The sequence below is a fragment of the Priestia sp. FSL P4-0332 genome, assembly GCF_038005845.1.
Taxonomy (GTDB): domain Bacteria; phylum Bacillota; class Bacilli; order Bacillales; family Bacillaceae_H; genus Priestia.
In genome coordinates this window covers 4,870,036-4,883,796 of record NZ_JBBOUA010000001.1, presented here as the reverse complement: position 1 = coordinate 4,883,796, position 13,761 = coordinate 4,870,036, and the positions used below count along the sequence as shown (strand labels likewise).

15 protein-coding genes and 1 other RNA gene are annotated in these 13,761 nt (G+C 40.1%); 10 read left to right on the top strand and 6 right to left on the bottom strand.

What is annotated here, in order from left to right; genetic code table 11:
- Positions 1 to 91: 91 nt before the first annotated feature.
- Positions 92 to 559, top strand: coding sequence for an SsrA-binding protein SmpB (gene smpB / locus MKY06_RS25670; RefSeq protein ID WP_013059694.1), 468 nt, complete (start codon positions 92 to 94; stop codon positions 557 to 559).
- Between the two features lie 137 nt (positions 560 to 696).
- Positions 697 to 1,058, top strand: a transfer-messenger RNA (tmRNA) gene (gene ssrA / locus MKY06_RS25665).
- A 130-nt stretch (positions 1,059 to 1,188) separates the two neighbouring features.
- On the opposite strand, the gene modB is transcribed toward ssrA, so the two are convergent.
- The 4 genes from modB to fdhF form a co-directional block, all read right to left on the bottom strand.
- The gene (gene modB, locus MKY06_RS25660) at positions 1,189 to 1,845 is read right to left on the bottom strand and encodes a molybdate ABC transporter permease subunit (protein ID WP_013059693.1); all 657 of its coding nucleotides are present in this window, start codon (positions 1,843 to 1,845) and stop codon (positions 1,189 to 1,191) included.
- A 7-nt stretch (positions 1,846 to 1,852) separates the two neighbouring features.
- Positions 1,853 to 2,650: a molybdate ABC transporter substrate-binding protein gene (modA, locus tag MKY06_RS25655; RefSeq protein WP_098287159.1), complete on the bottom strand. Its 798-nt coding sequence runs from the start codon at positions 2,648 to 2,650 to the stop codon at positions 1,853 to 1,855.
- A gap of 125 nt (positions 2,651 to 2,775) precedes the next feature.
- Entirely contained in the window at positions 2,776 to 3,255 is a 480-nt protein-coding gene (locus tag MKY06_RS25650) for a DUF1641 domain-containing protein (protein ID WP_013085382.1), read from the bottom strand.
- An 11-nt stretch (positions 3,256 to 3,266) separates the two neighbouring features.
- On the bottom strand, positions 3,267 to 6,206 hold the full coding sequence (fdhF, locus tag MKY06_RS25645; RefSeq protein WP_029319296.1) for a formate dehydrogenase subunit alpha: 2,940 nt from the start codon (positions 6,204 to 6,206) through the stop codon (positions 3,267 to 3,269).
- A gap of 370 nt (positions 6,207 to 6,576) precedes the next feature.
- Between fdhF and MKY06_RS25640 the strand changes: the two genes are divergently transcribed.
- The 3 genes from MKY06_RS25640 (at position 6,577) to moaA (ending at position 8,797) form a co-directional block, all read left to right on the top strand.
- Positions 6,577 to 6,921: a DUF2294 domain-containing protein gene (locus MKY06_RS25640; RefSeq protein WP_013059689.1), complete on the top strand. Its 345-nt coding sequence runs from the start codon at positions 6,577 to 6,579 to the stop codon at positions 6,919 to 6,921.
- 66 nt (positions 6,922 to 6,987) lie between these two features.
- On the top strand, positions 6,988 to 7,734 hold the full coding sequence (gene fdhD, locus MKY06_RS25635) for a formate dehydrogenase accessory sulfurtransferase FdhD (protein ID WP_371388474.1): 747 nt from the start codon (positions 6,988 to 6,990) through the stop codon (positions 7,732 to 7,734).
- Positions 7,735 to 7,780: 46 nt separating this feature from the next.
- Positions 7,781 to 8,797, top strand: a complete 1,017-nt coding sequence (moaA, locus tag MKY06_RS25630; protein WP_013059687.1) for a GTP 3',8-cyclase MoaA — start codon at positions 7,781 to 7,783, stop codon at positions 8,795 to 8,797.
- Between the two features lie 12 nt (positions 8,798 to 8,809).
- Here the strand turns inward: moaA and mobA are convergent, their stop codons facing one another.
- Positions 8,810 to 9,379, bottom strand: coding sequence for a molybdenum cofactor guanylyltransferase (mobA, locus tag MKY06_RS25625; RefSeq protein ID WP_098287160.1), 570 nt, complete (start codon positions 9,377 to 9,379; stop codon positions 8,810 to 8,812).
- Positions 9,380 to 9,540: 161 nt separating this feature from the next.
- Between mobA and MKY06_RS25620 the strand changes: the two genes are divergently transcribed.
- From MKY06_RS25620 to moaD, 5 genes are read left to right on the top strand one after another with little or no spacing between them, the layout of a single operon-like run.
- Complete coding sequence (locus MKY06_RS25620; protein WP_013059685.1) at positions 9,541 to 10,557, top strand: molybdopterin-synthase adenylyltransferase MoeB; 1,017 nt, start codon at positions 9,541 to 9,543, stop codon at positions 10,555 to 10,557.
- 26 nt (positions 10,558 to 10,583) lie between these two features.
- Positions 10,584 to 11,849, top strand: a complete 1,266-nt coding sequence (locus MKY06_RS25615; protein WP_013059684.1) for a molybdopterin molybdotransferase MoeA — start codon at positions 10,584 to 10,586, stop codon at positions 11,847 to 11,849.
- Complete coding sequence (gene mobB / locus MKY06_RS25610; RefSeq protein WP_013059683.1) at positions 11,837 to 12,364, top strand: molybdopterin-guanine dinucleotide biosynthesis protein B; 528 nt, start codon at positions 11,837 to 11,839, stop codon at positions 12,362 to 12,364. The genes MKY06_RS25615 and mobB overlap by 13 nt, the downstream gene beginning before the upstream one ends.
- Positions 12,361 to 12,825, top strand: a complete 465-nt coding sequence (locus MKY06_RS25605) for a molybdenum cofactor biosynthesis protein MoaE (protein ID WP_013059682.1) — start codon at positions 12,361 to 12,363, stop codon at positions 12,823 to 12,825. Before mobB ends, MKY06_RS25605 begins: the two co-directional genes overlap by 4 nt.
- A gap of 2 nt (positions 12,826 to 12,827) precedes the next feature.
- Positions 12,828 to 13,061: a molybdopterin converting factor subunit 1 gene (gene moaD, locus MKY06_RS25600; RefSeq protein WP_013059681.1), complete on the top strand. Its 234-nt coding sequence runs from the start codon at positions 12,828 to 12,830 to the stop codon at positions 13,059 to 13,061.
- Between the two features lie 33 nt (positions 13,062 to 13,094).
- Here the strand turns inward: moaD and MKY06_RS25595 are convergent, their stop codons facing one another.
- Positions 13,095 to 13,736 carry a nitroreductase family protein gene (locus MKY06_RS25595; RefSeq protein ID WP_013059680.1) on the bottom strand — a complete coding sequence of 214 codons (642 nt, stop codon included), beginning with the start codon at positions 13,734 to 13,736 and terminating at the stop codon, positions 13,095 to 13,097.
- Positions 13,737 to 13,761 lie beyond the last annotated feature (25 nt).

Below are 13,761 nucleotides of genomic sequence, written 5' to 3'. Positions count from 1 at the left end.
ACGTTTTAGTTGTTGTTTAGATTTCCATACAGTAAAATGATACATAATATCATACATATACGTAAGTACGGCTGAAGGGAAGGAACGTTTTATGCCAAAAGGTGAAGGGAAATTAATTGCACAAAACAAAAAAGCCCGCCACGACTTTTTTATTGAAGAAACATATGAGACGGGTATTGTTCTACAAGGAACGGAAATCAAATCAATTCGTAATGGGCGTGTAAATTTAAAGGACTCTTTTGCTCGTGTGCAAAACGGAGAAGTATTTCTACACAATATGCACGTTAGTCCTTACGAACAAGGAAATCGATACAATCATGAGCCGTTGCGTACACGAAAGCTATTGCTCCATAAGCGTGAAATCAGCAAGCTAATTGGCTATTCAAAAGAAACGGGTTATTCATTAGTTCCTTTAAAAGTGTATTTAAAAAATGGATACGCAAAGGTTTTACTAGGGCTTGGTAAGGGTAAAAAGAAATATGACAAGCGTGAAGACTTAAAGCGAAAAGAAGCGAAGCGCGATATCGAACGAGCATTTCGTGATCGTCAAAAGATGTGACATTACAAAATCTTACAATTGCAAAATGCTCATTTTGTGATATAATAAGTATTGTTATCAGTTAGATTTCATTTTGCATACTGAAGTCGCTATCTGATGTAAGATTTTTTCTTACACATTCCGACTCCCTTTTATATGGGGACGTTACGGATTCGACAGGGGTAGTTCGAGCTTAGGTTGCGAGTCGAGGAGATGGCCTCGTTAAAACATCAACGCCAATAATAACTGGCAAATCTAACAATAACTTCGCTTTAGCTGCATAATAGTAGCTTAGCGGTTCCTCCCTCCATCGCCCATGTGGTAGGGTAAGGGACTCACTTTAAGTGGGCTACGCCGGAGTTCGCCGTCTGAGGACGAAGGAAGAGAATAATCAGACTAGCGACTGGGACGCCTGTTGGTAGGCAGAACAGCTCGCGAATTATCAATATGCCAACTACACTCGTAGACGCTTAAGTGGCGATATTTCTGGACGTGGGTTCGACTCCCACCGTCTCCACCAATACATATTGTATGGTGGCTTACCTTACTTATAACAGGAGTTAATCAAATGTATGTTCTTTATTTGATTAGCTCCTTTTTAATTTATGATGTATGTAAAAAGGATGCCTCTTACACAAAGAGACATCCTTTTACTTTTGTTTAAGCTGAACAAAAAGCAGCATAAGAAAGGAAAGAAAGACGATTGAAATAACCCATAGCCAAGCGAGATTCATGTTTCCAGAGTCAATCGCTACGTAGATAGCGGTAGGCACAGTTTGAGTTTCACCTGGAATATTGCCAGCAAACATCAAAGTGGCTCCAAACTCTCCGAGTGCTCTTGCCAGACTTAGCACTCCTCCTGTTACGATGGCTTTAGAAGCTAAAGGGATGGAAATAAAGAAAAAGACTTTCCATTCGCTTGCACCATCTACTCGAGCTGCGTCTTCAATTTCGTAATCTACGCCTTGAAAGCCTGTTTTGGCAGATTGATACATAAGCGGAAACGCAACGACAACGGATGCAATAACAGCTGCCCACCATGTGAAAATAACAGGTTGTTGAAAGACCCATTCAATTGCCCGGCCGAGCAGGCTGTGTTTCCCGAATATGACAATCAATAAAAATCCAACAACGGACGGAGGGAGCACCAACGGGAGCATTAACGCGGTTTCAATCATCACTTTTCCCTTAAAGTGTTTCCTGGATAACAGTTTTCCTATAACAGTGCCTAAAATAATAACGACAAATCCTGCTACTAATGCGATTTTAAGCGATAGCTGAAGAGGAGATAAAAATTCTTGAATCATAGCGGCCTCAATGTGCAGTGAAACCGTATTTCTTTAAAGTGTCAAGAGCTGTCTTACTTTGTAAAAATTGATAAAAAGCTTTTGCTTCTTGTGGATGTTTCGAATCCTTAATAACGCCTACAGGATATACAATTGGTTTGTGAGTGCTATTATCTGCAGTAGAGACAATCTTCACCTTTTTTGAAATCAAGGCATCGGTTTTATAAACCACCCCAGCTTCAACGTTTCCTGTCTCCACATAGGAAAGCACCTGGCGTACGTCTTTCGCATAGACGGTTTTTGGCTCAATGTTTTTCCAAAGGTTCATGTGTTCAAAAGTCTCCTTCGCATACTGTCCGGCAGGAACGGATTCTGGTATTCCAAGTGCAATTTTTTGAACAGCCGGCTTTGATAGATCTTCAAAATTTGTGATAGCAGACGTATTATTCTTTGGCACGATAAGCACAAGGTCATTGCCAACCAAGTCAGTACCATTCTCCTTGGAGATAGCTCCTGCTTTTACTAGTGCATCAAACTTGTCTTCTGCTGCTGAAAAAAATAAATCAACAGGTGCGCCGTTTGTAATTTGCTGTTGCAGCGAGCCTGAAGCTCCAAAATTAAATTTCAAGTCTATATTTGGATGCTTTTTTTCATATTGCTTTTGAATATCAGTGAGCGCATCTTTTAAGCTGGCCGCAGCGGATATCGTTAAGCTGATGTTTTTGTGCTGAGCTGCGGATTGATCGGTATTTGTTTCGTTCGAACAAGCAGCAGTAAACATAATTAAAAATAATAGTGCGAATAAGGGTTTAAAGTATTGTTGCATCGTGTCACCTCAGTTAGTTGTAGTAAAGCAATTTAGTATAACTATATCACGTTCATTTAAAATTTGACTTCCTAAAAAGAAAACAGCGACTTGAAAGGGGGAAAACTTTCAAGTCGCTGCTTCATTTATTCTTCCAACGCTTTGCCCATTCCTTTTAAAAAGTGAAGCCCAAATCCAATTGCACGATTGACATCTGGATCGTTTAGCGCTTTTATAAGAGCTAATGCACTTACTTTTTTTCCTGTTTTTACATACTCATTCGCTTCGTTCATACCAGCTGTTGCGCTATTTACAAGTTTAGCAGTTACCTCTGGATCTGCCTTCATCAAACCGCTGCTTGCACCCATAAGAGTATTAATTAAATTAGTTACCGGTTCTCTGGAAATTTGATGAAGCGCAATTTTTGAGATTTTTTCTTTCGCTTGAATCATTGAATCAGCAGCTTCAAGAACACCCATGTCGTTAAGTTCGCCAACAATACCGAGAATACGGTTCAACGCTTCTTCATTATCTGCCAGCAGAGAAGTTAAATCTTCTAATTTTTGTTGTTTTTCTTCTTCCTCGCTTAGAAGAGGTTTCTTAATTTCTGTAATAGGTTGTGCCATCTTTTCTCCTCCTATTTACTTGTTAAATGGACGTAGCCAGGACGGTTCCATTTACGCTGAACCTCGACCCCATTTTGAGGATGACGTTTTTTGTTACGCGGATTTGTAGACGGTAAAGGCGTTTCTCCACCTTTACTTAATACTTCCATCCGTACTTTTGTTTGTTTGTAAGCCGGCGTATTTGTTCGTTGGTCGACTGCAGGTCCCGTCAAGAAGTTAATAGCCGAATCTTTATGAACAGAGTGCATTGGAAGATACAGCTCATTCGCTTTTACTCGCTCTGTAATTAATGCCTGTACTTTTACTGTTCCAAACGGTGAGATTAATCTGACAAGCGAACCTTCTTCAATTTCACGCTCCTTGGCAAGCTGAGGTGAAATTTCTACAAATACTTCCGGTACTTTTGATTGGATGCCGCTCGATTTATTGGTCATATTCCCTTCATGAAAATGTTCTAACATTCTTCCATTATTAATGTGTAGATCATATTCTTCTGGGAATTCGGCAGGAAGTACCCAATGTGATAAAGCAAAGCGCGCTTTTTTATCTGGGAAATTAAACCCATCGACGTAAAGTAACGGCGTGCTTTTCCCCTCTAAGCTCCCCCATAAGAAGCTATTCCAGCCTTCAAGGTTTTCGTAGCTGGCTTGGCTGAATAGGGGGGATAGACTAGCCATTTCTGCAAAGATATCACCAGGATGTGCATACGTCCAGTTCGCCCCTAAGCGGTTGGCAATCTCTTGAACAATCCACCAATCCGGCTTTGAATCACCGAGCGTTGGTAATGCTTGATATAATCTTTGGACACGTCGCTCTGTATTGGTAAACGTTCCGTCTTTTTCAAGAGAAGGAACAGCAGGAAGTACAACATCAGCATATTGAGCCGTTCTCGAAAGGAAAATGTCTTGGACGACAAAAAAATCTAAATTTGATAATATTTCATGCACGTGGTTAGCATTTGAATCAACAAGAGCCATATCTTCTCCGACAAGGTACATGGCCTTCATTTTTCCTTCATCAATTGAATGCAGCATTTGAATATTATCAAGCCCTGGCTTATCTTTAATTTTTACACCGTATGCTTTTTCAAATTTCGCCCGGGCGACTGAGTCTGTGACGTGCTGATAGCCTGGAAGCCAAGCCGGAAGAGTTCCCATATCACATGCTCCTTGGACGTTATTGTGGCCTCGGAGCGGATAAGCGCCTGCTCCAGGGCGTCGATAGTTTCCAGTAGCAAGCAACAGGTTTGAGATAGCCGCTGATGTATCAGAGCCTCCCGTATTTTGCGTTACGCCCATGCCCCACAGCACACAGGTTCCATCGGCGTCTCGAATCATTTCAGCTATTTGAATGAGCGTTGCTGCTGGAATACCCGTAATTTGTTCAGCATATTCAAGCGTGTACTTTTCAAGCAAAGAGTGAAAGTCTTCAAAATAGTTGACGTTTTCTTGGATGAATTTTTCATTGTGCCATCCTTGGTCAATCATGTATTTTGTTACAGCCATTAGCCATACTTGGTCCGTACCTTGTTTTGGACTGATAAAAATGTCAGAGCGTTCAGCCATTTCGTTTTTGCGCAAATCTGCGACAATTAGTTTTTGGTCATGAAGCTTATGCGCGCGTTTGATACGAGTTGCTAATACAGGGTGACCTTCAGCAGGGTTAGCTCCAACGATGATAACCAGTCCAGCTTTTGCGATGTCTTTTATCGTGCCGGCATCGCCTCCCATTCCCACTGTTCGAAATAATCCATCAGTTGCAGGAGACTGACAATAGCGAGAGCAGTTGTCTACGTCATTTGTTTCAAACATTTGGCGAGCCAGCTTTTGAATAACATAGTTTTCTTCGTTTGTAATCTTAGAAGAAGAAATAAAACCAACTGATCCATGTCCATACTGCTGATTAATAGAGCTTAACCTGCTTGCTACTAAGTCGAGGGCTTCTTCCCATGACGACTCTACAAATGCGCCATTTTTTCGGATTAAAGGCTTAGTAATACGTTTTTCAGAGTTTACAAAATCCCAGCCGAATTTTCCTTTCACACAGGTTGAAATAGCATTTGCGGGAGCATCAGAGCTAGGCTGAACTTTAAGGATTTCACGGCCTTTTGTCCATACTTCAAATGAACATCCAACTCCGCAAAATGTACAGACAGTTTTTGTTTTTTTCGTGCGTGTTTCGCGCATAGCGGCTTCCACTTCTGAAACAGCAAAAATTCCGCTGTATCCAGGTTCTACTTCTTTAACTAAATCAATCATTGGGTTTAAAACGTCTTTTGGAAGTCCAGTCATAAATCCAGCTTCTCCAAGCATGGATTTTTCCATTAAGGCATTACAAGGGCATACGGTTACACATTGACCGCAGCTCACACAAGAAGATTCATTGATTGCTACACCGTCATCCCAGAGAACGCGGGGACGTTTCGCTTCCCAGTCGATAGAGAGTGTTTCATTAACTTGAAGATTTTGACAAACCTCTACGCATTGTCCACAAGCAATGCATTGATTAGGGTCATAACGGTAGAACGGATGAGACATATCGACTTCATTCTCTGAGGCCTTTGGCGTATAGGGGTATTTTTGATGTTCAATCTCCATCATTTCAGCCGTGTTATGTAATTTACAGTTTCCGTTGTTATTATCGCAAACGGTGCAGTATAGCAAATGATTCTCTAATAAACGATCCATTGCTTCCGTCTGTGCCGCTTTTGCGGGTGCTGATTGTAATTCAATCTTCATGCCGTTTTCAGCTTTTGTAGAACAAGAACGAACTAACTCGCCATTCATTTCAACGATACATGTGTCACAAGTTTGAATAGGGTCTACTTCAGGCACATAACAAATCTGAGGGTGCTCAATGCTTTGCTGGTTAATAATTTCGAGTATGGTAGAGCCTGAAGCTGCCTTGTATTCGTTGCCATTTATATGAACAGTGATGGTTTCACGACTCATTTGTTTTCCTCCTTTATATAAAAACAAAAAACCACCATGAATACACACGCCTAATTAAATAAGGGAAGTGCAATCATGGTGGAATAGTTTACTAGCAGGTCTTACTAATATGCCAATCCGGCCCATTTATATCGTTAAGAAAAAGTGATAGAGTAATAACAATTCATTATTATTATTATTATTCCATCTCGGTTATTTATAATTATATCGCTACGTTTTTAAATGCACAACTTTTTTAAATACCCAACTCTCTTCAAAAGTTTTGCTGCAAAGATTTTAGGCTTTTATTTTTTGAAGTGTTGATTTATGATAAAAAAACTGTAGGAATAAAATGCACAATTTAATTTTAATCGGTGGGAGAGCGTTGATTATGTCAAAAACTATTCATGAATTTAATGATATTATTCGGAAGCTTCGAAAAGATTTATTTGGAAAAGGACCGGAAAGAATACATACGGTTTTTGTTGAAAATATGGCTGTCTCAACACTGTATGGAAATTTAACTCCGACAGAAACATTTATTGCAAGCACTTCTGAAGGATGTGACATGGTTCATCTAGCTCGAACAAAAATGATCCAAGATGTATATGCATCGAATCCGCCGGAAGGGCTAGAAGAATTGGTAGGAGCAAAGTTGGTTAATTTATTTTCAGATATGAAAATAAAAGAAAATATAGCGGTTTCCGTATTCGTTTTTGATAAAAACATTATTTAAAAAAGGAGACATCACATGAACTCGACCGTTAAGAAGCGTACAGTTCTTAGATTTAAAAATGGTCAAATGGAAAGCGTGGAAGATAAAATTGTAACGGAGTTTCCTGTGACTGTGAAAATTAATGAAGAAGAGTTTGTCACGATGGTATGTAGCCCACAATACATTGAAGATATGGTAATTGGCTATTTAGCATCTGAAGGGGTTATTCGAGCATACACAGACATTAAAAACATATGGGTTCAAGAAAAGGAAGGGTATGTTCATGTTACAATAGATAAATTAAACCCGTATTTTCAAAACCTTCAAAATAAACGATATATCACGTCTTGCTGCGGGGCGAGCAGACAAGGGTTTGTCTTTATAAATGATGCGCTGACTGCTAAAAAAATGAACGGTATATCGGTAGAACTTTCAATTAAGGATTGTTTTCAATTGATGAATAAGCTGCAGCAATCTGCTGCTACGTTTCAAGAAACGGGTGGCGTTCATAACGCTGCTATTTGTGATAAAAATGGCTTTATGCTTAGCAGAATGGACATTGGTAGGCATAATGCTCTAGATAAACTATACGGGTATTGCTTAAAACACCATATTTCAATTAGAGATAAAGTAGTCGTTTTCAGCGGCCGTATTTCTTCAGAAATTTTGTTGAAAGTAGCGAAGATCGGGTGTGAAGTGGTTCTTTCAAAATCTGCCCCGACTGAACTTGCTTTAAATCTAGCAGAAGAATTGGGAATTACAACGGTAGGGTTTATTCGAAATGATTCGTTGAATATTTATACATGCCCGGAAAGAATTTTAAGAGAGAGTTAATCTGCTGTGGAGAAGCTGACAGCTAGAGAGAGGAGAGATGAAGCAGATGTCATACGCTATAGTTGATACTTTAAAGCGTCCTTTACGAGACTTGCGTTTGTCAGTAACAGATCGCTGTAACTTTCGCTGTCGATATTGTATGCCTGAAGAAATTTTTGGGGCAGACTATCCATTTTTACCTGCCGAAAACATTCTTTCGTTTGATGAATTAGAGAGACTCACTAGATTATTTGCATTGCTAGGAGTAAAAAAAGTGCGTATAACGGGAGGAGAGCCGCTGCTAAGAAAAGGCTTGCCAGATCTAATCAATCGTCTGAAGCAAATTGAGGGTATAGATGATATTGCCATAACAACAAACGGCTCACTGTTAAAGAAGCATGCAGAAGCCTTATCAAAAGCGGGATTATCAAGAGTAACCGTTAGCTTAGACTCGCTTGATGAAGTGAGATTTCAAGAGTTGAATGGAAACCGAGGAAGCGTAAAACGAGTATTAGAAGGAATAGAAGCAGCAGCTCTTGCAGGGATTTCAGTCAAAATAAACATGGTTGTCCAAAAAGGCAAGAATGAGCAGGATATTCTTCGGATGGCTCAATATTTTAAAGACAAAAAACATACGCTGCGTTTTATTGAATATATGGATGTGGGAAATTCAAACGGATGGAAAATGGATGAGGTTATAACAAAGAAACAAATTCTTGATATAGTTGGAAAAGAAATGCCTCTTGAAGAAATTCCACCTCATTATACGGGAGAAGTAGCCACCAGGTATCGATACGTCGGGACAGAAGAGGAAATTGGTATCATTTCATCTGTCACAGATTCATTCTGTTCCACTTGTTCACGCGCAAGAGTATCGGCTGAAGGAAAGCTCTATACCTGTTTGTTCGCGTCAAAAGGATATGACCTCCGCACACTGATACGGTCAGAAGCCTCTGATCATACTGTTTGTGACACCATTTCTGATATCTGGAATCATCGGAAAGATCGGTACTCAGACGAACGAGCTAATGGAAGACAGGTCCAAGACGCTGAAAAAGTGGAAATGTCTCATATTGGTGGATAATTCAAAAAAGCTTTATACATGCCAATCACTGCGATGATTCACATTTATAAAAGTGGGATCTTCTGCTGAAAAAGGCACGCGAAGGACGTTTGTCTGATTCAACAATTGCGTAAGCCTTCTTTCACCTTGTGTAACGAGTTGTTCAATAAGAGGAAGCGTTCTACGGTGATAGAGTGCTAGAAGCGGGTGAATGTGATCAGGCTGAACAGGAAGAACAATGTCAGGTGAGTCCGTTTGAGTCAGTGTGATCATGTGATGAACAAACTCAGCATTAATAAAAGGAATATCGCAAGAAAGAATAAAGAACCATTCAGCGCAACAATCGATCGCAGTTAAAGCGTGATGAATTGCATACAAAGGACCTTGATACGGGCATTTTTCAGCTGCAAATGCAACATCCTTTCTTTGAAAATAAGGGAGTAAATCTTGGTTGGTAGACACAAGTATAGGTGTGACGTGATTTTCTTTTAGTGCATCTATACTATATTCGTAAAATGATTTCTTGTTATAGGTTTCAAACATTTTTGGTTGACCGTAGCGAGAAGATTTTCCTCCTGCTAATACAATGCCGGCAATGGACATTTATTAAATACCTCCATCAAAACATATTTGTATATTTATGCAAAAAAGCCTCCGTAAAGCAGCGTAGCTTTATGTGTATAATAGCATGTTTTTAAAGAAATATCTTTGACGAAGGAATAGATAGTGAAGTCAGAGATTGAATGAGAAAGGAAGAGAAAAGAGTGACAGAACGTTATTCACGTCAGCAGCTTTTCCAGCCCGTTGGAAACAAAGGGCAGCAGCAAATTAGAAGTAAGCATGTTTTAGTTGTAGGTGCAGGGGCTCTAGGCAGCGCTAGCGCAGAAGCCCTCGTGCGTGCTGGAATTGGAAAATTGACTCTTGTAGATCGTGATTATGTAGAATGGAGTAATCTACAGCGTCAGCAGCTTTATACAGAACAAGATGCGCAAAACAAACTACCTAAAGCTGTAGCAGCAAAAAATCGTCTGCGTCAAATAAATACGGAAGTGAAGATTGAAGCGCTGGTGATGGATGCTCAGCCTGCTAATTTAGAAAGTATCGTCCAAACAGCTGATGTAATCATCGATGCGACAGACAACTTCGACATCCGTTTTATTTTAAATGATTTGTCACATAAGTATGAAGTTCCATGGATATACGGCTCATGTGTAGGGAGTTATGGCGCCACTTATACCGTTATCCCAAATGTAACCCCTTGTCTGCACTGCATATTGAAAAAAGTGCCTGTCGGAGGAGCAACCTGTGAGACAGCAGGAATCATTAGTCCCGCTGTTCAAATTGTGGCAGCCTATCAAATAACCGAAGCATTAAAAATTTTAGTCGAAGATGTTGAAGCTTTGCGCCACACATTTCTAACCTTTGACGTCTGGAATAATCAGCATGCTGAATTTAAGACGGGCAAAATGAAAAGTGATAAATGTTCTTCTTGCGGATCGACCCAAACATATCCGTACTTAGCGTATGAAAATCAGCTTAAAACAGAAGTTCTGTGCGGCAGAGAGACGGTTCAAATCAGACCCTCGCAGCGCCATTTGTACAACTTCGATGAATTGGAAAAACGGTTAAAAAAACAGGGGAAAGTGGACCGCAATCCATATCTTCTGTCATGTCAGCTTCCAGAGCAGCGCTTTGTAATTTTTCAAGATGGCCGTGTATTTATTCATGGAACGAATGATATTCAATTTGCGAGAAGCTTATATTATCGTTTACTAGGATGAGTAAAGGAGTGAAAAGAATGAAAAGAATGAGAGAAAAGCGAACTCCTATTCCTGTCGGAGAATGCGTTGGACGAGTGATGCCGTATGCAAAAAACAGAAAGCAAGAAATCATTGCGCTTGAAGAAGCTCACGGCAGATTTTTAGCTGAAGATTTAATAGCAGATCATGATATTCCTGCTTTTGATCGTTCTCCATATGATGGTTTTGCCGTTCGGTCGCAAGATACGAAAGAAGCATCATCACTTCATCCAGTAGAACTGGCTGTTCGAGGAGAAATAGGAGCAGGTTCTGTTTTTGAACATACAGTCAGCGCGATGCAGGCTGTGCGTATTATGACAGGAGCTCCTATTCCCAAAGGCTGCGATGCGGTTGCCATGCTTGAAGTAACAAAAGAATATACAAAAGACAATCAGCCGATCGTTCAAATCAAGCGTTCGTTTAACAGCGGAGATAACATTTCTTTTCAAGGAGAAGAAACAACAAAAGGAACTGTGTTAGCTTCGAAAGGAACGTATATCACTCCGGGAGTAGCTGCTCTTTTAGCCACATTTGGCTATAGTAACGTAGCTGTCTTCAAAAAACCTGTAGTTGGATTACTTGCAACTGGAAGTGAACTAGTGGAAGTGAGTGATCCTGTTGAACGGGGCAAAATTCGTAATAGCAATGCTCATATGCTGCGTGCGCAAATTGAAAAAGCTGGAGGCGAAGTGAACTATTTTGGTATTATGCCTGATGATTTAAGTCAGTGCTACAATGCGGTAAAAGCTGCACTATCAGAAGTGGACATGCTGATTACAACGGGCGGCGTTTCAGTAGGAGACTATGATTATCTACCAGATGTGTATAAACAATTACAAGCCGAAGTTCTTTTTAATAAAATAGCGATGAGACCAGGCAGTGTAACAACGGTTGCTCGTATGGAAGAAAAGCTTTTATTTGGCCTCTCGGGAAATCCCACAGCGTGCTATGTCGGTTTTGAACTTCTGGCTCGTCCGGTAATCAGTACATATGCGGGTAAAAGAACCCCTCATCTTCGGAAAGAAAAAGCTTTGTTAGGAAAGGACTTCTTAAAGCCAAATCCTTTTATGCGATTTGTATCTGGGAGGCTTTCATACAGGGAAGGACAGCTGATTGCTTCTCCATTAAGCTTTACAAAATCTAGTGCTGTTTCTTCTTTAGCTCATGCGGATACGTTAATTATATTTCCTGGAGGGACGAGAGGATACAAAGAAGGAATGCTGGTTGACGTCTTATTGCTAGATGACGTGCGGGGAAGTGAATGGCCTTGGTAGCTTGTTGTACCGTTTTACAAGTAGTTGGATTTCAAAACAGCGGAAAAACTACTTTAGTGGAAAAGCTAATTAAAAGAGCGAAACAATTCAATCTATGTGTAGGTTCTATTAAGCACCATGGACACGGCGGACCTCCAGACAGCAGCAGTGAGCTAAAAGACAGTCATCGCCACCAGCAAGCAGGTGCCAATGTGGCAGGTGTAGAGGGAGGTGGAATCCTTCAGCTTACGGCAGATAGTAAAGACTGGAGCCTAAAAAAGCTGATTGATTTTTATCAATTTTTCTCGCCAGATGTCATTTTTGTTGAAGGATATAAAAAAGAACCCTATCCAAAAGCAGTCTTGATTCGAAGTGAAGAAGATCTTGTTCTGCTTTCCTCTCTAACCAATATTATATGCGTGATTAGCCACGTTCCGCTTAAAAAAGAAGTGCAGCGAGCATATCCAATATTTCACTTACAAGAAGACGAGCATTATCTTAATTTTTTATTGAAAGAAGTGGGGGAAAGAAGATGAACCAGCACTTATTTGAAGTAGTAAATCAGCCAATTGCCGTAGATGAAATAATTAAAAAAGTTTCTAGAAGAGACGCGGGAGCTATTACGACATTTATTGGAACGGTAAGAGAATTTACAAAAGGCAAGAAGACGCTCTCTCTTGAATATCAAGCCTATGTGCCAATGGCAGTGAAAATGCTTAGCCAAATTGGTGACGAAATTCAGGAAAAGTGGCCCGATGCTTTGACAGCTATTACTCATCGAATCGGGAAGCTTGATATAACAGAAGTCGCAGTAGTTATTGCCGTTTCTTCTCCGCATCGCAAAACAGCTTATGAAGCAAACGAGTATGCTATTGAACGTATTAAGCAAATTGTGCCAATTTGGAAAAAGGAATTTTGGGAAGACGGAACAAAATGGATTGGAGATCAGTTAGAAACGAAAGAATATCCTGAAGGAAAGCCAATGAAGGAGATGTAAAAATGATTAACGTCTTATTTTTCGCTGCTATACGTGAAGAGGCTGGAGTGGAACAAGTAACAGTTGATAAACAAGATATAACAGTGAAGGAATTAAAGGAATATGTGCAAGAAACGTATAAGCTGTCCTCTCTGAAGCAAACGATGACCGCAGTCAACGAAGAGTTTGTAACAGATGAAGAAACCATTGGAACGGGAGATACCGTCGCATTTATTCCGCCCGTTAGTGGAGGATAAAAAAAGGTGCTGAATATACAGCACCTTTTTTTATTATCTAAATTGAGCTACTTTTTCGATTGGTAAACGTACAGACGGGTAACCGCTATTTGCTGCTTTGCCGATTGAAAGTAACATAACCGGTGCATAGCGCTCTTTGTCTAAACCGAATGCTTCGGCAATTTGATCTTTTTCATAACCGCCAATAGCGTTTGTATCATAACCGTGAGCACGTGCAGCAAGCATTAACTGCATGGATACTAAACCGCCGTCAATTAATACTGTTTCTTTATTTAATTCTTCAGAAGCAGCTGCGTAGTGCGCTTTGATTTTAGGAATTTGCATGTCTCTAATTTCTTGTGGCATATAGCCTAGTTCAACAGCTTTATCGTAAATTTCATCTAAATTTTCTTCACTTTTTAAATCGCCGAATATCGCAATAACAGCTGCTGATGTTTCTACTTGTGATTGATTAAATTTAGCAAGCGGAGCTAATGTTGCTTTTCCTTCAGGGCTATCAATTACTAGAAAGCGCCAAGGCTGTGCATTAACAGAAGATGGAGCTAGCGTCGCTTCTGTTAAAATTTCTTTCATTTCTTCACGGCTGATTTTGACAGATGGGTCGTAATAACGAATAGATCTGCGCCCTGTAATAATATCTTGGAAATCATTGTTTAGTGTTTTTGTTTGTGTCATGATGAACTCTCCTTTATGTTAAAAA